Origin of the sequence: Microbacterium sp. ZW T5_56 (assembly GCF_044987425.1) — a bacterium.
Taxonomy (GTDB): domain Bacteria; phylum Actinomycetota; class Actinomycetes; order Actinomycetales; family Microbacteriaceae; genus Microbacterium.
This window is the reverse complement of sequence record NZ_JBJDRI010000001.1, coordinates 200,987-220,503: the sequence shown is the minus strand read 5'-3', so window position 1 is coordinate 220,503 and position 19,517 is coordinate 200,987. Positions and strand designations below refer to the sequence as shown.

22 protein-coding genes and 1 riboswitch are annotated in these 19,517 nt (G+C 67.8%); of the genes, 8 read left to right on the top strand and 14 right to left on the bottom strand.

The features are described from left to right. Positions 1-30: 30 nt before the first annotated feature. From ACI3KU_RS01030 to ACI3KU_RS01015, 4 genes are read right to left on the bottom strand one after another with little or no spacing between them, the layout of a single operon-like run. Positions 31-573 (bottom strand): hypothetical protein, encoded by a 543-nt coding sequence (locus ACI3KU_RS01030; RefSeq protein WP_404920422.1) that lies wholly within the window; start codon positions 571-573, stop codon positions 31-33. Then, positions 557-1,357, bottom strand: coding sequence for a prolipoprotein diacylglyceryl transferase (locus tag ACI3KU_RS01025; protein ID WP_404920421.1), 801 nt, complete (start codon positions 1,355-1,357; stop codon positions 557-559). The genes ACI3KU_RS01030 and ACI3KU_RS01025 overlap by 17 nt, the downstream gene beginning before the upstream one ends. Before the next feature lies 1 nt (position 1,358). Then, on the bottom strand, positions 1,359-1,676 hold the full coding sequence (locus tag ACI3KU_RS01020; RefSeq protein ID WP_404920420.1) for a hypothetical protein: 318 nt from the start codon (positions 1,674-1,676) through the stop codon (positions 1,359-1,361). Position 1,677: 1 nt separating this feature from the next. Beyond that, positions 1,678-3,294, bottom strand: a complete 1,617-nt coding sequence (locus ACI3KU_RS01015) for a radical SAM protein (protein ID WP_404920419.1) — start codon at positions 3,292-3,294, stop codon at positions 1,678-1,680. A 130-nt stretch (positions 3,295-3,424) separates the two neighbouring features. On the opposite strand from ACI3KU_RS01015, the gene ACI3KU_RS01010 reads away from it, so the two are divergent. Together ACI3KU_RS01010 and ACI3KU_RS01005 are read left to right on the top strand one after the other, a co-directional pair. Further along, a complete protein-coding gene (locus ACI3KU_RS01010; RefSeq protein ID WP_404920418.1) occupies positions 3,425-4,030 on the top strand; it encodes a GrpB family protein in 606 nt (201 codons plus the stop codon). A 149-nt stretch (positions 4,031-4,179) separates the two neighbouring features. Continuing rightward, positions 4,180-5,451, top strand: coding sequence for an ATP-binding protein (locus ACI3KU_RS01005; RefSeq protein ID WP_404920417.1), 1,272 nt, complete (start codon positions 4,180-4,182; stop codon positions 5,449-5,451). Between the two features lie 22 nt (positions 5,452-5,473). On the opposite strand, the gene ACI3KU_RS01000 is transcribed toward ACI3KU_RS01005, so the two are convergent. The 5 genes from ACI3KU_RS01000 to ACI3KU_RS00980 form a co-directional block, all read right to left on the bottom strand. Beyond that, entirely contained in the window at positions 5,474-5,857 is a 384-nt protein-coding gene (locus ACI3KU_RS01000) for a DUF2255 family protein (RefSeq protein ID WP_404920416.1), read from the bottom strand. A gap of 136 nt (positions 5,858-5,993) precedes the next feature. Further along, positions 5,994-7,301 (bottom strand): dihydrolipoamide acetyltransferase family protein, encoded by a 1,308-nt coding sequence (locus tag ACI3KU_RS00995; RefSeq protein WP_404920415.1) that lies wholly within the window; start codon positions 7,299-7,301, stop codon positions 5,994-5,996. A gap of 14 nt (positions 7,302-7,315) precedes the next feature. Further along, the gene (locus ACI3KU_RS00990) at positions 7,316-8,299 is read right to left on the bottom strand and encodes an alpha-ketoacid dehydrogenase subunit beta (RefSeq protein WP_404920414.1); all 984 of its coding nucleotides are present in this window, start codon (positions 8,297-8,299) and stop codon (positions 7,316-7,318) included. Further along, complete coding sequence (locus ACI3KU_RS00985) at positions 8,296-9,423, bottom strand: thiamine pyrophosphate-dependent dehydrogenase E1 component subunit alpha (protein ID WP_404920491.1); 1,128 nt, start codon at positions 9,421-9,423, stop codon at positions 8,296-8,298. The genes ACI3KU_RS00990 and ACI3KU_RS00985 overlap by 4 nt, the downstream gene beginning before the upstream one ends. Before the next feature lie 157 nt (positions 9,424-9,580). Beyond that, positions 9,581-10,672, bottom strand: coding sequence for a histidinol-phosphate transaminase (locus tag ACI3KU_RS00980; RefSeq protein WP_404920413.1), 1,092 nt, complete (start codon positions 10,670-10,672; stop codon positions 9,581-9,583). Positions 10,673-10,742: 70 nt separating this feature from the next. On the opposite strand from ACI3KU_RS00980, the gene ACI3KU_RS00975 reads away from it, so the two are divergent. After that, the gene (locus tag ACI3KU_RS00975; protein WP_404920412.1) at positions 10,743-11,141 is read left to right on the top strand and encodes a phage holin family protein; all 399 of its coding nucleotides are present in this window, start codon (positions 10,743-10,745) and stop codon (positions 11,139-11,141) included. A 14-nt stretch (positions 11,142-11,155) separates the two neighbouring features. Here the strand turns inward: ACI3KU_RS00975 and ACI3KU_RS00970 are convergent, their stop codons facing one another. Further along, positions 11,156-12,442, bottom strand: coding sequence for a hypothetical protein (locus tag ACI3KU_RS00970; RefSeq protein ID WP_404920411.1), 1,287 nt, complete (start codon positions 12,440-12,442; stop codon positions 11,156-11,158). After that, entirely contained in the window at positions 12,439-12,714 is a 276-nt protein-coding gene (locus ACI3KU_RS00965; RefSeq protein WP_404920410.1) for a hypothetical protein, read from the bottom strand. The genes ACI3KU_RS00970 and ACI3KU_RS00965 overlap by 4 nt, the downstream gene beginning before the upstream one ends. Before the next feature lie 119 nt (positions 12,715-12,833). On the opposite strand from ACI3KU_RS00965, the gene ACI3KU_RS00960 reads away from it, so the two are divergent. From ACI3KU_RS00960 to pnuC, 4 genes are all read left to right on the top strand, one after another. Beyond that, a complete protein-coding gene (locus ACI3KU_RS00960) occupies positions 12,834-13,367 on the top strand; it encodes a low molecular weight protein-tyrosine-phosphatase (protein WP_404920409.1) in 534 nt (177 codons plus the stop codon). Between the two features lie 52 nt (positions 13,368-13,419). Beyond that, positions 13,420-14,799, top strand: a complete 1,380-nt coding sequence (gene purB / locus ACI3KU_RS00955) for an adenylosuccinate lyase (protein ID WP_404920408.1) — start codon at positions 13,420-13,422, stop codon at positions 14,797-14,799. Then, positions 14,799-15,629, top strand: a complete 831-nt coding sequence (locus tag ACI3KU_RS00950) for a phosphotransferase (protein WP_404920407.1) — start codon at positions 14,799-14,801, stop codon at positions 15,627-15,629. The genes purB and ACI3KU_RS00950 overlap by 1 nt, the downstream gene beginning before the upstream one ends. A gap of 70 nt (positions 15,630-15,699) precedes the next feature. Next, positions 15,700-15,828: riboswitch (FMN riboswitch) on the top strand. A gap of 74 nt (positions 15,829-15,902) precedes the next feature. Next, positions 15,903-16,577 carry a nicotinamide riboside transporter PnuC gene (gene pnuC, locus ACI3KU_RS00945; RefSeq protein WP_404920406.1) on the top strand — a complete coding sequence of 225 codons (675 nt, stop codon included), beginning with the start codon at positions 15,903-15,905 and terminating at the stop codon, positions 16,575-16,577. 54 nt (positions 16,578-16,631) lie between these two features. Here the strand turns inward: pnuC and ACI3KU_RS00940 are convergent, their stop codons facing one another. Beyond that, the gene (locus tag ACI3KU_RS00940; RefSeq protein WP_404920405.1) at positions 16,632-17,030 is read right to left on the bottom strand and encodes an amino acid transporter; all 399 of its coding nucleotides are present in this window, start codon (positions 17,028-17,030) and stop codon (positions 16,632-16,634) included. Continuing rightward, a complete protein-coding gene (locus ACI3KU_RS00935) occupies positions 17,023-17,670 on the bottom strand; it encodes an acyl-CoA synthetase (RefSeq protein ID WP_404920404.1) in 648 nt (215 codons plus the stop codon). The genes ACI3KU_RS00940 and ACI3KU_RS00935 overlap by 8 nt, the downstream gene beginning before the upstream one ends. 157 nt (positions 17,671-17,827) lie before the next feature. Here ACI3KU_RS00935 and gnd point away from each other — a divergent pair, with 157 nt between their 5' ends. After that, on the top strand, positions 17,828-18,886 hold the full coding sequence (gene gnd / locus ACI3KU_RS00930; protein ID WP_404920403.1) for a phosphogluconate dehydrogenase (NAD(+)-dependent, decarboxylating): 1,059 nt from the start codon (positions 17,828-17,830) through the stop codon (positions 18,884-18,886). Positions 18,887-19,265: 379 nt separating this feature from the next. Here gnd and ACI3KU_RS00925 read toward each other — a convergent pair whose 3' ends face one another. After that, positions 19,266-19,502, bottom strand: coding sequence for a hypothetical protein (locus ACI3KU_RS00925; protein WP_404920402.1), 237 nt, complete (start codon positions 19,500-19,502; stop codon positions 19,266-19,268). Positions 19,503-19,517: the final 15 nt, after the last annotated feature.

Genomic DNA, 19,517 nt, shown 5'->3' with positions numbered 1-19,517 from the left:
GGCCGGTGAGTTTTCGGTCTCTCACGCTGCCTACGGCATGAACAGCGCGAAGCACGGGCCGATCAACGTGACCCAGAACCCGCCCCCGATGATCACCATTCCGAGCCCGATCGATCGCGTGGCTCGTCCGATCGTGAGCAGGCAGCCGACGATCGGCAGAATGCCCGTCACGACGAGGCGGATCGGCCCGCTCCCGCCCGGAATGTCGTGGATCAGGAAGGCGATGATGATCACCAGCACGGAGATCCCGACGCCGATGAAGACTCCTCCGGTGGTGATCGACGACTTCTGCGGGCCATACTGCGGCGTGAACGGCGTGTTCTGGATGTAGGGGTTCGGGCCCGCGGCAGGCGGCACGTAAGAGCCGGGCGCGGGGACACCCTGCTGCGGCGCATACCCCTGCGGCGGATACCCCGGCGGCGGATTCCCCTGCGGCGGATACTGCTGCGGTGGGTACTGCTGCTGCGGATATGCCGGCGGCGGGGGCGGGCCCGGCGGGGTGACGGCGTCCGGAGGCCGAACGTCAGGATCCGGCTGCTGAAACGGGTCGGGCTGATCAGACGGTGACGACATCACGCACCTCCGTGGTTGCGAACAGGCGCCCGCGGCGGGCGAGCCACACGACGCGCGCCACGAACAGGGGAATGGTGAACAGCAGGAATAGCTGCGGACGGGTGAGGCCCGCGAACGCCACGTCGTTTCCCCGGACGAACTCGACGAAGAAGCGGAACACGGCGTAGGAGCCGATATACACGGTGAGCATCTCGCCCGGCGCCAGCACGTCGCGGCGGAGCCAGAACCACAGCACCGCGAAGGCGATGAGGTGGAACGCGATCTCGTACAGGAAGCTCGGGTGCAGTCCGACGCCCGCGGGTGATCCGAGTCGCGCCGCCGTCTCGGCATCCAGCACGATGCCCCACTCACCCCCGGTCGGCGTGCCAGGGCGCTCGGTGAAGAAGCAGCCGAAGCGTCCGATCACCAGAGCGAGCGCCACAGCCGGCGCGAAGAGGTCCCCGGTGCGGTGGGGGTAGCGCACGAGCCGTTTCGCGATGTGCACGCCGAGCCAGGCACCCACGAGCGACGACAGGATCGACGCGTTGCCACGTATCAGCTGCTCGACGAGGCTGAGATTCTGCGACGGATCCAGATGCTGTGCCCAGGTCCCCAATCGTGACAGGACAGCGGCTCCCATCATCGCGCCCGCGACGAGGGCCCAGATCCGCGGGTCGCGAACACCGTGCCGCCGCAGTTGCAACAGGAACACGCCCCCACCGACGAGCATGCCGATACCCTCGAAGAACACGTGCGTGTCGATCGCGGGGCCGAAGCCGAGAAGCTGGTCGAGGGTAGGGAACATGTCAGCTGCCGACCATCGATCGGATCACCGTGACCCAGCCCCAGATCCAGAACGGGGTGGCGGCGACAGCCAGCACGGCGACGGCGATGAGATATGCGAGCACCACGCGGGTGTCTCCCAGCTTGCACCGCGAGCGCGTGAGTCCCGCGCGTCTGGCGCGGTCGTAGCCGCGAATCGCGACAACAGCGAACACCAGCAGCGAGATCGGCCCGAACACGCACGTCAGCAGCGCGATGGTGGTGAAGACGCAGAGTCGAAGCGGGTCGAACGGGAGTCCGACCTTCTCGTCGTACTGACGAAGCGGCGGCGAGGCATGCATGTCAGGCCACCGGAGCGCCCACGGGAATCACCGGGCCGAGTCCGACAGGGGCGGCGTTGCGGGCGGTCGCCGTCGAGATACGCTGACGCGACAGCGGGGCCCACGCCTGCAGGGCGCAGAACGGGGCGCACTGATGCGCGCGCGTCTCGTCGTTGACCGTGGCCACATGCACGCAGCACTGGGTGAGGCGCTCCTCGATCATGGTGTTGATGTCCATGAACGGCTTCACCGTGATGCGCAGCACCCGCTCGGCGAGCATCTTTCGCAGCCGCTTGTGCTGGCCGGGGAGCACCGAGACGGTGAGCTGCGTGAGGGTGCCGATGCCGATGTCGCAGTTCATGCAGATGTCGCGCCAGATGTTCGCCATCGACGGGTGGGTGAGGCTGGATTGCTCGCTGAACAGGTCGAGCAGCGAGTTCTTCACCGCATCCTTCATCTTCACGTTGATCTCGCTGTCGGCGATGCGGTTGGCCAGCATGTCGGGATTGAGGTCGAGGAAGGCCTTCAGCTTGTCGTGTCCCATGATTCCGGTGAGCGACTTCCACTGCTGCGAATCGTCGCGCAGGAAGTAGCCGACCGAGCAGCAGTGCGGGTGTGAACAGGGCAGCGCGGTGAGATCGCGCCACGTGATGCGACCATCGGTCTGCGGCTCCAGGCGCCGCAGCACACCACCGTGCGTCAACCGGTCGTTGGGGTCGATGCCGGAGTTTCGACCCGAGCCGAACACGGGCTGAATCGTCACGCCGCCCACGTAGGGCGTGGCCATCGCGGTGGCGATCACCGCGCCGATCTCGTCGTCGTTGACGCCCTTGGCCGCGGTCATCGTGAGCGTCATGAAGACGCCGGCGGCACTCAGGCGCTCGACAGCGCGCTGCTTGAAGCGTCGGATGTCGGCCCCGCGATGGAACTTGGAGGACTCCGGCTTCTCGCCGTCGTACTGCAGGTAGACCTCCACCCGCTCGCGATGCTTCTTCAGGAAAGCGACGAACTCGTCGTCGTTCGCGATGCGCAGGCCGTTGGAGTTGAGCAGCACCCGGACGATGGGGCGCGCCACCAGCTGCTCGATGAGCTGCTCCAGCCAGGGGTAGAGCGTCGGCTCGCCACCGGAGAGCATCAGCACGTCGATGCGTCCGTTCTCCTTGGCGAGGCGGTCATCGACGGAGGCGAGCACGTCCTCTAGCGGCGCGGTCGCCGTGGCGGCGGGACCGGATTCGGCGAAGCAGGTGGGGCAGCGCAGGTTGCAGTGATCGGTGAGGTCCTCCAGCAGGATGCAGGTGTGTTGCGTCTGCATCGCGGGCATGCCGTCGAGGTACGCGCTCGGCACCGGTTTGAAGTTCGCCGTGGTGTCGGGCGCGTGCCACTTGGTGGGGGCGGTCCACTGCTCGAGGTAGGTGAGCATCTCCGCCGACTCGTCGTACAGCGTCCGCACCAGGCCGTGCACCTCACAGCCGCGCTCGAGCCAGACGGAGTCGTCTTCGTAGGCGGCGAGCCAGCCGGTGAGGCGCTTGACCTCTGCGAGGTCGCGGTCGGGATCCTCCTCGTGGCAGAGCGGGCAGAACGCGTTGACGTAGCGGTGGATCCGGTAGTTGCGCAGCTGACCGGCGACCTGTTCCGTCATCGATGACCCCCTCGACTCGAGGCGCGACATCGCCCCTGCGAGCACGCTATCAGCGGGTCGGCGACGAGGCCATGGGCCGTGCGGGGGTGGGGATCGTTGTCCACACAGGGATGAGACCTAGCCTGGGCGCATGGCTGACCAGACGAATCCCGCCGAACTCGTCGAGTACCGCGGCGAGTGGGCGCGACGGGCGACGCAGCTGCTCGACGAGGTCGCCACGGCGATCGTCGATCTCCCGGGGCAAGACGGCGCGAAGCTCGATCACATCGGCTCGACGGCAGTGCCCGGCCTCGCCGCGAAGCCGTTCGTGGACCTGCAGCTTCGGATCTCACCCCTGCCGGCCGAGCACGATCTCGTCCCGCTGCTTGAGCCGCTCGGGTTCATACGCGCTCGTGGATCGCGTCCGGATTCGCCCGGGGTGGATCGGGATCTTCCCCGAGGCGCGCTGCCCGCGGATCCTCAGGTGTGGCACAAGCTGCTCTTCTGGAACGAGGAGGCCCAGGCCATCCTTCATGTCCGACGTGTGGACTCTCCGTGGGGGCTGTACACGGTGTGGTTCCGCGACTGGCTTCGTGCGGATCCCGAGGCACGGTCTCGCTATGCGGCGGTCAAGCGGACCCTCAGCGCCGAGCAGATCGGCAAAGCGGACTATGACGACTACACGCAGGGCAAGACGCAGTTCTTCGATGAGGTCCAGGCCGAGTTCGAAGCGTGGGCTGCGCGCAAAGCCGGCTGAGTGCGCAGACGCTCCGATCCCGCGTCGGCATCGTCCGCAGAAAAGCGCCCGTTCTTCTCGACCCATTGGTCACGCTCGTCGGTGAGCGGCAGTTAGCGTTGCTGCACGCGATGCGAATCGCCCTGCAGCGCTGCATGAAGGAGGAGGCCATGTCCCGCACCCATATCCGTGACTTCCACGGTGACGATCTCGATCAGCTCGTTCGCCTGTGGGGTGCGGTGACCGACGACGCACAGGCTCCGATCTACTCGCTCGCCGAGGTGATCGCGTCCTGCCAGGCGGATCACGCCATCGTGGCGATGCGCGATCAGGAGCTCGTCGGAGCTGCGGTCGGTCGCGCGGCGCACGCGCAGGGATGGATCGTCTTCTTCGGTCTGGCCGTCCCCGACCCGGACGGCGCGCTGGCCGCCGGCCTGCTCGACGCGCTGGAGCGGCGGATGGCCGCGCTGGGGCTGGCGAAGCTGTCGGCGCTGGTGCCCGAATCGCAGGGCCTCGGACCGTTCACCGACAACGCGTTCTCCGTGCATCGTTCGGTGCGCTATCTGGAGCGCGCGATGCCCGTTCAGCGACGCGAACTGGACACGCTCAAGGAGGTGGGCGGGCGGATCCTGCCGCGCAACCTGTGGCGCAAGGTCGCCGGGATGACGCAGGAGAAGACCCTTCTCGAAGAACGTCTGGTCACACCGCTGGCGCGCCCGGATCTTGCAGAGCGCTTCGGCGTGGTCCCGCCGCGTGCGGTGATGCTGTTCGGCCCTCCGGGCACCGGCAAGACCACCTTCGCTCGTGCCGTCGCCTCGCGCCTGGACTGGCCGTTCGTCGAGCTCTTCCCCTCCCGTCTGGCGGACGGCGGAGGACTGGCGGGCGCGCTGCGGTCAAGCTTCGAGGCGATCGCCGATCTGGAGCACGCGGTCGTGTTTATCGACGAAGTGGAGGAGATCGCCGCGCACCGGGGCGGCACTCCCCCATCGCCCACGCAGGGTGTCACCAACGAGCTAATCAAGCAGGTGGCCGAGTTTCGTGAGCACGATGGCAAGCTGCTGATCTGCGCGACGAACTTCGTGCGCGCCCTCGATGCCGCGTTCCTGCGCCACGGTCGCTTCGACTATGTGCTGCCAATCGGCCTGCCCGACGCGGATGCGCGTCGGGCGATCTGGAGCCGTTACATCCCGGCGGAGGCGGTCACTCGCGTCGATGTCGATCTGCTGGTCGAGGAGAGCGACGGCCTCACGCCGGCGGATATCGAGTACGCAGCCCGTCGGGCATCGCAGGACGCTCTAGCGCGCTCGCTGCGCGAGGACGGGGCGGACTCGGTGCTCGGAACGACCGACTACACGCGCGCGCTGGCGGGCACCCGCGCCACGGTGTCTCCGGAGGCGATCGCCGAGTTCACCGCCGACATCGAGACTCTGGCCCGCCTCTGAGTCGCGGTCGGGATCAGCCGCGTCAGTCGACCGGAGTCGCCCGCAGTGTGACGAGAGCCGCGCTCGGGCCGACGACCGCGCCCACGATCGCGGCGCCGTAACGGTCGTACTTGCGGTGATAGGTCGCGTCGATGTCAGCGTTCACCGGATCGGACGCGGAAACCTGCTCGAAGCTGACGTCCTGCACCACACCGCGAGCGCTCAGCGTTCCGGCGAACGTGCGGAGGGCGCGGCGATACCAGAGTCCTTCGGGGCCGCGCGCGGAGCGGACGTAGAAGTCGGTTCCCACGCGCACACCCCAGATGATCACCGGATCATGTCGCGTGCCATCGGTGCGGGCGATCTCGATGTCCAGCTCATCGCCGTCGTCCAGGGCGGTCAGCGCCGCCTCGTTCCATGCCGCCATGCGCGCCTCCGATCGATTCGCCTCCGACGCTAACTGCGGCGGTGCCGGTGAACCAGGCCCTGGCGGTACCTGTCACGGTGCGGTAGCCGCAAAAACGACGAAGGGAGGGGAATTGTCCCTCCCTTCGTCTCGGATCTCAGTCCAGCAGAAGGGCCGGCTCCTCGAGGATCGACGCGACGTCGGCGATGAAGCGGCTCATGCCGTCGCCGTCGATGACGCGGTGGTCGAAGCTGCCCGACACCGTGGTGACCCAGCGCGGGCGCACCTCGCCGTCCACCACCCACGGCTTCTGCGTGATCGAGCCGAGGGCGACGATCCCCGCCTCACCAGGGTTGATGATGGGCGTTCCCGCGTCCATCCCGAACACGCCGATGTTCGTGATGGTGATCGTGCCGTTCTGCTGATCGGCGGGCGCGGTCTTGCCCTCACGCGCGGTGAGCGTGAGCTTCTCCAGCGCCTTGGCGAGCTCACGCATCGACAGGCTCTGCGCGTCCTTGATGTTGGGGACGATCAGGCCGCGGGGGGTCGCGGCGGCGATGCCGAGATTGACGTAGTTGCGCACCAGGATCGAGGCGCCGTCGTCGCCGTCGACCCAGGCGGCGTTGACCATCGGGGTACGGCGAGCAGCCCAGATCACGGCGCGCGCCATGATCAGCAGCGGCGACACCCTGGTGTCGGCGAAGTCGGGCGATGCCTTGAGCCGCTTGACGAGCTCCATCGTGCGACTGGCGTCGACGTCCTTCCACACGGTGACGTGCGGGGCGGAGTAGGCGGATCGGACCATGGCAGCGGACGTGACTTTGCGGACGCCGCGCACCGGAATGGCCTCTTCGCGGTCGCCGACCACAAGGGGAGCCGGTGCCGGGGCGGCGGGAGGGGCGACCGGGATGGTCTCCTCGCGCTGCTCCCCCCATTCGGGTGTCTGGATGTTGCGGAACACGCTCGCCTGCTCGGCGTGACCGATGACATCCGCGCGCGTCACCTCTCCCGCCTCGCCGCTGCCGCGCAGTTCGGCGAGGTTCACGCCGAGATCGCGGGCGAGCTTGCGGATCGGAGGCTTCGCGATGACGCCGACCGACTGCGTCACCGGTGCCTGTGCCGGCTTGCGACGCCGCGAGCGCACTTCACCGCCGGTGCCGTAGCCCACCAGCACCGATCCGCCGGCTTCGTCCTTCGCCGGCGACGCCGGGGCAGGTGCCGCGGGCGCGGATCCGTCGTCGACCGTGATGATGGGTGTGCCCACGTCGATCGTGGTCCCCTCGCCCACCAGCAGGTCACCGACCGTGCCGGCGAACGGCGACGGGAGCTCCACGAGGGATTTGGCGGTCTCGATCTCGCACAGCACGTCGTTGACGGCCACGGTGTCGCCGGGGGCGACACGCCACTGCACGATCTCGGCCTCGGTGAGGCCCTCGCCGACGTCGGGAAGGTTGAAGGTCTGCATGTCAGGCTCCGGGATCAGTACGCGAGTGAGCGGTCGACGGCTTCGAGGATGCGATCGGCATCCGGGAGGTAGAGGCCCTCCAGCTTGGCGGGCGGGAACGGGGTGTCGAATCCGCTCACCCGCAGCACGGGAGCCTCCAGGGAGAAGAAGGCCCGTTCCATCACGGTGGCGGCCACCTCGCTTCCCACGCTGACGTTGCCGGGCGCTTCCTGACCGTAGACCATGCGGCCGGTCTTGCGCACCGAGTCCAGCACCGGCTGGTAGTCGATGGGAGACAGCGAACGCAGATCGATGACCTCACAGCTGATGCCCTCGGACTCGGCCTGCGCGGCAGCCTGCAGCAGCACGGTCACCATGGCACCGTGGCCGACGAGGGTCACATCCGTCCCCGAGCGCGCCACGCGCGCCTGGTACGGGGTCGCGGCGGCGGGCTCATCGAGGTCGACCTCACCCTTCGGCCAGTAGCGGCTCTTCGGCTCCAGGAAGATGACCGGGTCGTTGCCGGCGATGGCCTGCTGGATCATCCAGTAGGCGTCGTTGGGCGTGGACGGGGAGATCACTCGCAGGCCGGGAGTGTGCGCGAAGTACGCCTCCGGGCTCTCCTGGTGGTGCTCCACCGCGCCGATGTGGCCGCCGTAGGGGATGCGGATCACAACCGGGAACGGCTGCCTGCCGTCATGCCGGTTGGTGAGCTTCGCGAGCTGGGTGGTGATCTGATCGAAGGCGGGGAAGACGAACCCGTCGAACTGGATCTCCACGACGGGACGGAACCCGGTCATCGCGAGACCGATCGCGGTGCCCACGATGCCCGACTCCGCCAGCGGGGTGTCGAGCACCCGGTTCTCACTGAACTCCTCCTGGAGGCCCTCGGTGATGCGGAACACGCCGCCGAGCGGACCGATGTCCTCGCCCATGAGCAGCACGCGCGAGTCATTCGCCATCGCGCGACGCAGGCCCGCGTTGAGAGCCTTGCCGAACGTCATCGTCTCCACGGTCATGCTCGACCCTCCTCGAAGGATGCCTCGTAGCCGGCCAGCCAAGCGCGCTGTTCGGCCATCAGGGGGTGCGCGTCGGTATAGACGTGCGTGAACATGCTCTCCGCAGTGGGGGCGGCGAGCTGGGTGGTGCGCTGGCGGACATCGTCCGCGGTCGCGGCAGCCTCCTCGTCCACATCGGCGAAGAATGCCGACTCGGCCCCCCGGCTCTCCAGGTACGCCCGCATGCGGACGATCGGATCGCGCTCGGCCCAGGCCGTCTCTTCATCACGGGTGCGGTACTTGGTGGGATCGTCGCTGGTGGTGTGCGCGCCGCGGCGATACGTGACCGCCTCGATTGCGCGGGGTCCGTCACCGGCACGCGCCTCGTCGAGCGCACGCCGAGTGACGGCGAAGCTTGCGAGGACATCGTTGCCGTCGACCTGCACCGAGGGCATGTATCCGGCGGCCCGCTGGTACAGCGGCGTGCGCGACTGGCGCGAGACCGGAACGGAGATGGCCCACTGGTTGTTCTGCATGAAGAACACCTCGGGGGTGCGATAGCTCGCCGCGAAGACCATCGCCTCGTGCACATCGCCCTGACTGGAGGCGCCGTCACCGTAGTACACCAGCACGGCTTCGTCGCGCTCGATGTCGCCGCTCGCGGCACGACCGTCGAGGTTCAGCCCCATCGCATAGCCGGTGGCGTGCAGCGTCTGGCTGCCGAGCACCAGCGTGTAGATGTGTGTGTTGCCGTTCTTCGGGTCCTTCGGGTCCCAGCCGCCGTGGCTGAGTCCGCGCATCAGTTTGATGATGTCGATCGGATCGACACCGCGGATCGTCGTCACGATGTGCTCGCGATACGACGGGAAGATGTGGTCCTGCGCCCGGGACGCATGAGCGGAGCCGACCTGCGCGGCCTCCTGCCCGAACGACGGCGGCCACAGGGCGAGTTGACCCTGTCGCTGCAGGTTGGTGGCCTGCTGGTCGAAGACACGGCTGATCACCATGTCTCGATAGAACTGCTCGAGATCGAACTCGGTCAGTGCGTCGATGAGAGGCAGGTACTGCTCCGCCGCGGCGGTGGGAGCGATCGTCCCGTCCGGGTTCAGGATGCGCACCACGTCGGGCGAATCGGCCGGAACCATTCCTGCCTGGTTGGGGGTGTCCAGGATGTCAGTCACGTCGTCAGCCTACGAGCCCCCGTATGCGTTCTGGCGCATCATTCGGCACCCGAAAAAGATGCTTTCACGTCCATCTATCGGGTGTTGTGGACGCGTGCCCGCGAGAGATCTGCCGTGCTGCTCAGCTCTCGAGGAGCGGGAGGGCACGTGCGGCGAGGTCGATGACGCGGTCGATCGACTCCTCCTCGCCCACCGAAATTCGCACACCCTCCCCCGCGAACGGGCGGGTGATGATCCCGCCCTCGGCGAAGAGCTCCGCTACCGCGAGCGCGGCGGAGCCGGCGGGCAGCCAGAGGAAGTTCGCCTCGGTGTCGGGCACGGTCCAACCGGTGGCGCGAATGCCGGCGACCAGACGCTCGCGTCGATCCACCAGCACGGCGACGCGCTCGAGCAACTCGTCTTCCGCATCGAGGCTGGCGAGGGCCGCGGACTCCGCCTGCGCCGTGACCGAAAGCGGGATGGCGGTGGAACGTGCGGCGTCGAGAACCCGCGGGTGGCCCACGGCGTAGCCGACGCGGAGCCCGGCGAGGCCGTACGCCTTGGAGAAAGTGCGAAGCATGACGACGTTGGGGTGCGCCGCGAGGAATCCGGCGTCGCGACCGTTCACCGCATCGGGAGAAGTCACGAACTCCGCGTAGGCCTCGTCGAGGATGACGAGCACATCGGAGGGCACAGCGGCGAGGAACCCGTCCACCTCGGTGCGCGTGAGGACGCCGCCGGTGGGGTTGTTCGGGCTGCAGACGATGATCGCGCGCGTTCGGTCGGTGGTGGCGGCGGCCATCGCCGGCAGGTTGTGCCGGAAGTCCGCGGTGAGCGGGACCTGAACGCTGGTCGCCCCCGTCACCAGTGCGAGTCCGGGATATGCCTCGAACGAGCGCCAGGCGTAGATGACCTCATCGCCGGGTGCCGCAACGGCCAGCAGGAGCTGGGCGATGATCGCCACCGAGCCCGAAGCGACGTGGACGCCGTCCGGGGTGGTGTCGTACCGCTCGGCGATGCGCGCCCGCAGCCGCGCCGCTGTGGCGTCCGGGTAGCGGTTGATCGTCGTCTCGGCCTGGAGTGCGGCGACCACCGACGGCAGCGGAGGGAACGGGTTCTCATTGCTGGACAGCTTGAAGGCGTCCGCACCGGCCGGCTTGCCCTGCTTGTAGGGCGGGAGCGAGGCGATCTCGGGACGGATCTTCACAGGAGCGGGGGCTGCAGCATCGGTCACGTGATCACTCTACGACGCGCGTCACGCGGCCCCCTGCCGTCGCTCATGTGGACATGCCACACTTCCTCGTATGCGCTTCATCATCCGAGTCGTCGTCAACGCCTTCGCGCTGTGGGTCGTGACCCTCATCCCCGTTCTCACGGTGACGATCACGGCATTCGCCCCCGGTGAAGACCTGCAGAAGGTGCTCACTCTGCTGGCCGTGGGCGCCGTCTTCGCCCTGGTGAACTCCGTGATCGGCACCGTCATCCGCGTGGTCGCCTTCCCGCTGTACGTGCTCACGCTCGGTCTCATCTCGTTTGTCGTGAACGGCCTGCTGCTGTGGATCACAGCCTGGATCACGAGCTTCTGGGGGTGGGGCCTCGGTGTCGGCGAGTTCTGGTGGGGCGTGGTCGCCGCCATCGTGATCTCGCTGATCAACTGGTTCTTCGGCATCCTGTTGCGCCCCCAGAGGAAGAAGCGCAGCTGAGATCGATCTGAGCCTCATGGCCGGGTCTCCCGCTCGGCTCCGAACTCGTACGCCGTGACCCGCTTCGCGTCGGCAAGCCCAGCTAGCTGCTCGCGCACCGCATTCATGCGCGGATCCTCCGACCCGTCCGCCCATCGCGTGGTCTGCAGGTAGCGCTCGAGCGAGTGGCCGGGGATGTTCGCGTCTTCCGGAGTGACGTCGGGGTGCGCGGTGTCTCGGATCACCATGCTGTCGCCCCTGCCGTTTTGCCCGGGCAGGCCGCCGTCGGCGAGGAGCACGATCGGATCGTCGTCGTGTCGGACGGCCACGTGCAGCGTGTCGGGCCCCATCTCGCCTTCGACGGGACCGCCCAGCGTGTATTGGCCCTCCACCTGGTAACGCGGGTCCATGGCGAGGTGCTCGGTGATCATCGCGCCCTGCGAGTAGCCGTAGTTGATGATCGAGTCGCCGGGCTGCACACCCGCCTGCCGCATCGCCTCGGTGACGGCGGCGGAAGAGGCCGCCTGGTTGCCGAAGTAGAGCTGCAGGTTGGAGTCGCCGTCGAACGCCTCCGTCGGCGAGTCCTCACGAGTGCCCGTGACATAGACGACGAACGTGTTCTCACCCCCGGCCATCTCGTACTTCTCGATCCGGATACGGGCCTCGTCGGCGGAGTTCGGGATCCGTGAGAACGCGTCGGTGAGCGACACCGGCGCTTTCACCGGCTCCGGCGGCTGCGTCTGGGTGACCGTGACAGCGGGAAGCGGCCCGTTCAGCGTCGTTCCCGCGGCGATCCGGCCGCGTGCGGTGGCGTGGACGATGCCCTGCAGCGCCCACAGGCCCGCGACCGCGGTCACACCAAACGGGCCGGCCCCACGAAACACCTGACCGATCAGACTTCGTGAGTCCCGTCCGCGCCACTGCGCGATGATCGCGTCGGACTGCAGCGCGCCCAGGTAGGACGTCGCCGAGAAGCCGGCGAACAGATGGCGAATGCGCTTCTGAATCGCCTCGGCATCCGCGCCGGGCTGCTGCAGCGCCAGTCGCAGTTCGGTGATCTCGTAGATGATCGCCGCGTTGCGCAGATCGGTCGCGAGGGTGTGTCCCTCGTCGATGGCGCGACGGGCGCGCACCGCGAGATCCGCGCCGTCGGACGCGATACCGACGATGCACGCGGAATCGATGATGCCTGCCGCATGCAACAGGGCGTCCGCGGCATCGGTCATCAGGTCCGTCGCCGCATCAGCGCGTTGGGCAGCTGCGCGGAGCTCGTCCGGGTCGACCGTGATGGCACCGCCCGAGGCGATGCTGGGCCCGCTCACGGCGCACACCCGTCGGTCACCTGCGACTCGGCCCACGCGAGTTGCTGCTCGTGCACCTGGGTGAGTCCGACCAGTGACGCCGCCTCCCCCAGCCGGTCTTGAGCACGATCGTGATAGCCCCGTGACGCGGGTGACTCCCACGACGTGATCCTCACGAGCGAGCTCCATGCGGCACTGGCCTGTTGCAGAAGCAGGGACGCATGGTGCACCTGCGCGCGGGCGGCTCTGATGCGGGAACGGGTCTCTTCGGCGGTGAGGGTCGGTGTGCTCATGCCTCGATCGTCGAAGAGCGGCCACCGCGGTGGAGTGTGAAGACCCCGATCTTGAATAGTGGACGTCGCTTTCCGGTCTGGGGAGGAGCAATTGCGGGGATCTTCGGCAGAATGTGCACATGGCCGATGCATCCGCACCGTTTCGCCTCGTGTTCGTATGCACGGGCAACATCTGCCGCTCCCCCATGGCCGATGTGGTGATGCGCTCACTCGCGCAGCGCGCCGGATTGGGCGAGCGGGTCTCCTCCACGAGCGCCGGCACCGGCGACTGGCACGTTGGTGAGCGCGCCGATCGTCGAACGCTCGATGCCCTGGAGCGGCGCGGTTACGACGGCAGCGCCCATCGCGCGAAGCAGTTCACCGCAGCGGCGTTCCAGGCGAATGACCTGGTGGTGGCGCTGGATCGTTCGCACGAGCGGATCCTGCAGAACTGGGCCGCAGACGAGGATCAGGCCGAGAAGATCGCCCTGCTGCTCTCGTTCGACGCCGCCGCCACGGGCCAGGACGTCCCAGACCCGTACTACGCGGGAGACGAGATGTTCGACGAGGTCCTGGAGATGATCGAATCCTCCGTCCGCGCCCTCTTCCACCAGCTCGAGCCCGCGCTGCGCACGCCAACCGCCCAACTGAGGCGCATCGACGGATCGGTATGATCGAGGGGTCGCATTCGCGGCGTGTCCCGCCTCTTCATCAGGAGAAACTGCCGTGGCCGCTCTTCCGATCCAGCCCCTCAGCCCGCTCGACGGGCGCTATCGTGCAGCCGTCGCTCCGCTGTCTGAATTCCTCTCCGAAGCAGGCCTGAACCGCGCCCGCGTCGAGGTGGAGGTGGAGTGGATCATCGCTCTCACCGACCGCTCGATGTTCGGCACCTCGCCGCTGAGCGATGAGCACAAGAGCGCCCTGCGCGCCGCGTACGAGGACTTCGATCAGGCCTCCATCGACTGGCTCGGCGAGAAGGAGGCGGTCACCCGCCACGACGTGAAGGCGGTCGAGTACTTCGTCCGTGACCGACTGTCGCAGCTCGGGCTCGACGACATCACTGAGCTCACCCACTTCGGCTGCACCAGCGAGGACGTCAACTCCCTCTCCTATGCCCTGGTCGTCCAGCGCGCCACCCTGCAGGTGTGGCTGCCGGCGCTGCGCACCGTGATCGAGGCGCTCCGCACCTTCGCGCACGCCAACGCCGACGCCGCGATGCTGTCGCACACGCACGGTCAGCCCGCGACGCCCTCCACCATGGGCAAGGAGCTCGGGGTGTTCGCCTGGCGGCTGGAGCGGATCGCGAAGCAGATCGAGCAGAACGAGTTCCTCGGCAAGTTCTCCGGTGCCACCGGCACCTGGTCGGCCCATGTCGTGGCCTCCCCGGAGACCGAATGGCCCACCGTGGCGCGCGAGTTCGTCGAGTCGCTGGGGCTCGGGTTCAACCTGATCACCACGCAGATCGAGTCGCACGACTGGCAGGTGGAGCTGTACGACAAGATCCGCCACGCCGGCGGCGTGCTCCACAACCTGGCCACCGACATGTGGACCTACATCTCCATGGCCTACTTCGCGCAGATCCCGGTCGCGGGAGCCACCGGCTCCTCCACCATGCCGCACAAGATCAACCCGATCCGCTTCGAGAACGCCGAGGCGAACCTGGAGATCGCGGGTGCGCTGCTGAACTCGCTGTCGACCACGCTGGTCACCAGCCGCATGCAGCGTGACCTCACGGACTCCTCCACGCAGCGCAATATCGGCGTCGCGTTCGGGCACTCGCTGCTGGCGATCGACAACCTCACCCGTGGTCTCACGGAGGTCTCGCTGTCGCAGCACGTGCTCGACGCAGACCTCGACAACAACTGGGAGATCCTCGGCGAGGCCATCCAGACCGTCGTGCGCGCCGAGGTCGTCGCCGGGCGCTCCACGATCCGCGACCCCTACGCCCTGCTCAAGGAGCTGACCCGCGGCCACAAGGTGGGTGCCGCGGAGATGCGCGCATTCGTCGAGGGTCTCGAGATCGGCGATGAGGCCAAGCAGCGGCTGCTGGCGCTCACCCCGGGCACCTACATCGGCGTCGCTGCGGAACTCGCCCGCGGGATCTGATGCCCCTGACACCCACGCAGGCTTCGCTGGTCCACACGTGGATCGGCGACGCCTCGCTCGTGGCGGACATGTCGTGGAATCTCGACACCGTGGTGCTGCACGTGCGGACCGCGGCGGGCGATCGGATCGTGAAGGCGGCGGGACCGCAAGCGCATCACCACCTGCGGCGGGAGATCGCCGCACACGAGGGGGCGACCCGGCCGCTCCTCGAGGCAGGAAAGACCGGGCAGATGCTTCACGCGGATGCCGACGCCGGGGTGATTCTGCTGGAGTACCAGGAGGGAATCCTCGTGGAGGGCTCACCCGCCGAGTACGCGGCGGACACGTATCGGCAGGCTGGCGAGCTGCTGCGGCTGCTCCACGGCCAGGGCTCTCGCCTCGATGACGACCTCGAGGCCCAGGAGAACGCGAAGACGCTCGCCTGGCTGGAGCGTCCCCACCGCGTGCCGTCGACCGTCGCTGACGAGGCCCGCCGGATTCTGAACGCGGCACCCGCGCGACCCGTGCGCATCGTTCCGACCCACGGCGACTGGCAGCCGCGCAACTGGCTCATCGACCGCGGAACTGTGCGGGTGATCGACTTCGGTCGCTTCGGCTGGCGTCCGCCGCAGACCGATCTCGCGCGGATGGACGCGCGACAGTGGCTGATCGCTCCGGGGCTGGAGGCCGCCTTCCTCGACGGCTACGGCGACGATCCGCGCGACGAAACCTGGAACCTCGAGAAGCTGCGGCAGGCGATCGCCACCGCGGTATGGGCCCACCAGGTTGGAGACGAGGCCTTCGAGGCTCAGGGACACCGCATGCTGACGGCGGCGCTCACGGCCTTCTGAGCGCCAGGTTGCTGCGGAACACGTGGGAGCGGCGGCGAGTTGCAAGTGATGCCACAATGGCAACGACACACACGTGCTCCGGGGTCGGTGAAATTCCGAGCCGGCGGTCAAAGTCCGCGACCCGATGCCTCTCGAGGCACCGGTTGACCTGGTGGGATTCCAGGACCGACAGTCACAGTCTGGATGGGAGAAGCACGGATGTGACGTGACGGACGCGCACCCGCGCCCCGCGCGTCCATCTCCCCCGGAGCCGCCGCAACGGAAGGGAGAACAATGGACATCCTGCGGTGGCTCATCGACGCGTTCAACGCGCACATCGACTTCGGCAACGGACAGACCCTCGTGGTTCGCGAGGTGGTGGGCAACATCTTCGGCCTCGCCTCGGCTCTCGGTGGCATGAGGCGCAAACTTTGGGCCTGGCCCGTGGGCATCATCGGCAACGCCCTGCTGCTCACAGTGTTCCTCGGCTCGATCCTGGATCCCGCCTCCACACTGCCGCACCTGCTGGGCCAAGCGGGGCGTCAGGTGATGTTCATCGCCGTCTCCATCTATGGCTGGGTGCGCTGGCGCCAGACGAAGGGGCAGACCGGCGAGGCCGTGGAGCCGCGGTGGGCGAGCTGGCCCACGCGCATCGGACTGGCCGTCGTGATGGTGGCCGGAACCGCCGCCCTCACCCCACTGTTCGGCGCGCTCGGTTCCTACGACCCCGTGTGGGCCGATGCCTGGACCTTCGTCGGATCGCTGCTGGCCACGTACGGCATGGCGCGCGGATGGACGGAGTTCTGGCTCATCTGGGTGGCCGTCGACATCGTGGGCGTGCCCCTGCTGTTCTCCGCCGGCTACTACGCCTCCGGCCTCATGTACCTGTTCTACGGCTTCTTCACGCTGGTCGGCTTCTTCGTCTGGTGGCGTCGGAGTCGGCAGATCGCGAACACGCTTCAGGCCTGAACGAGCGAACGCCCCGGCAGACTGCCGGGGCGTTCGTGTCAGCGGGGACCCGCTTCAGCCGTGATGCCGGTCGTCGGGTCCCGGCTCGACACCCGTCGTTCCCGCAGCGGACGCGGGAGCCTCACCGGGCTTCGAGTCGTACAGCACCGGGCGATCGATGGTGCGCGTGACGTCGGCGGGCTTCACGGCCAGCAGCAGCAGCGAGATGCTGAGCAGCACCACGATGAACGCGATACCTGCGGCGACGAGCCCGCCGATGGCCGCGTGGGACACGATCTCCTGGTGCACCTCGGCGCGTCGCGCATCCGACCAGCCGGGCTTGGTGGGGTTCTGCAGCAGGCCCATGGACAGCGCGGTCACCACGCCGGCGAAGACCGCGCAGATCGCGGCGAGACCCAGCATCTGCGCGGGGCGCATGAGGTCCTTGCGGGTGGTGGGCTGGTGGTCAGTCATTGTCTGCCTTCCCGGTCACGGCGGCCGCCGCGGGCTCGGTCGAGGATGCGGGCCGCGCGGGCGAGAATCCGAGGATCGCCTGGTGCACCGCGACAATCGCCGCGTAGCCGCCGAAGACGCCCACGAGGATGGTGACGCCGGTGAGCGTGAACTCCTGGTCCGCGTCCTTGATGTAGTACGGCAGCTCGAAGCCGACGTTGATGAACAGCGCGGAGACTCCCAGCACCAGCGTGATCACGCCGAGCGTGATCTCGTCGCGTGCGTTGCCGCGCCGCTCCGGCACGCGCCGATCCCGCAGTCCCCAGACCAGCTCGATGATGCCCGAGATCAGCGCCCACGAGATGATGAGCACGCTCAGCAGCACGGGGCCGCGGAACACCGTGCCGGCCGCGATGCCGGCGATGACACTGACCACGGCGAGCAGGATCGCGGGGATGCGCTGCCCGCTCGGGTAGACCAGCCAGGCCGCCAGCGCCCAGACGAGACCGGTCGCGACGGCGAACCCGCTGAAGACGGAGAGACCGATGGCCGCGGAGTGATCACCGGTGAAGGTGATCATCACGGCAGCGAGCGCAGCGATGGCGGCGCGCGCGAGAGCGACATGACGTTCGGTGAACGCCGGGGTGCTTGCGGAGGACATAGGCCTTCTCGATCAGGGCGAAACGGAAGCCCCGCCAGTCTAGCTTCCGAACATCTGAACAAGGGTTGGGAGGCGGGGGCTCGAGAACGGAGCGCGCGGGGCGGAACCGGAGTTAGATGGATGACGCGGGGGTGGATCACTCGCGGAAAGAGGAGAAATGCAGATCGGAATGGTCGGCCTCGGCCGGATGGGCGCGAACATCGTGCGCCGCCTCATGCGCGACGGTCACGAGTGCGTGGTCTACGACGTCAACCCGGATTCGGTCGACGCACTCGCGGCGGAGGGCGCGACCGGCGCGAAGACACCGGAGGAGTTCGTCGCCGCGCTGCAGACTCCGCGCGTCGCCTGGTTCATGATCCCCGCCGGCATCACCGGCAAGGTCGTCGACCAGTTCGCCGGCCTGATGGACTCCGGCGACATCATCATCGATGGCGGAAACTCCAACTACAAGGACGACGTCCGCCGTGCCGCGAAGTACGCGCCGCGCGGCCTCCACTACATCGACATCGGCACGTCCGGTGGCGTGTTCGGCCTGGAGCGCGGATACTGCCTGATGGTCGGCGGGCCCGATGAGGCCGTTGCACACATCGACCCGATCCTGCGCACGATCGCTCCGGGCACCGGTGAGGTGGAGCGCACGCCGGGTCGTTCGGGCGAGCTGTCCGCCGAGGAGATGGGTTACCTGCACTGCGGTCAGACCGGATCGGGTCACTTCGTGAAGATGGTGCACAACGGCATCGAATACGGCATCATGGCCGCGTTCGCCGAAGGCCTGAACATCCTCCAGCACGCCGACGCGGGCAAGGACGAAGCAGAGCACTCCGCTGAGGTCGCTCCACTCGAGGAGCCCCAGTTCTACCAGTTCGACATTCCGGTGCCGAAGGTTGCCGAGCTCTGGCGTCGCGGATCGGTGATCTCCTCCTGGCTGCTGGATCTGACCGCGGCCGCTCTGCAGCAGAACCCGCAGCTGGACGGCCTTGCCGGCCGCGTGTCCGACTCGGGCGAGGGCCGCTGGACCGTCAAGGCGGCCGTCGACGTGGGGGTTCCCGCCCCCGTCCTCTCGTCTGCGCTGTTCGGGCGCTTCGCCTCGCGCGACGAAGACCACTTCGCGAACCAGATCCTCTCCGCCATGCGCCAGCAGTTCGGCGGCCACCAGGAACTGCCCGCCGGCGACGTTCTGGAGGCCGGCGGAAAGAAGTCGGACGCCCAGTCCTGAGCTGTTTTTGGAAGAGGCGCACGACACGTCGTGCGCCTCTTCCGTTTTTTCGAACCGGGGCGTACATTGGAGCAACTTCACCGGCGAAGGGAGTGCTTATGGCACCGGATGATATGAAGACGGGCGACGTCTGATGGCGAACCCGCACCCGAGAACACACGGCTGAAAACTCGAAGAACCGACGCGAGAGATCGTGAATCGGAGCGAAAAGACGACTCGCACACTCTAGGGCCGTCCGCTCCCGCGGAAACGAGGATCAGCCTCCACATTCAGAAGGGGCACCGGATTCCGGTGCCCCTTCCTCACGTCTCCCCGCTGGTTCGAGGTGGAAGATGAAAATCGCATCCCCGACGCCCGGCGGGGATGCGATTTCGGTCTCTCAGCCCGCCTGTCGATGCTCGATGTAGGCGCGGACGAGGTCATCGACCACCGACTGCGGCAGCTGGCCCTGGCTGAGCGTCACGAGGTGCTGGATCGGGATCGCGTGCACCGGAGCGAGGAAGGTCTCATCCCGACTGATGTGGCGCAGCAGGTCGCGGACGAGGTACCCGCCGATCGGATCGTCCAGCCACTCGGCGACGGTCGACTGCGCGCTGAGGATGATCTCGTCTGCCACGGCACCGAGCCTACG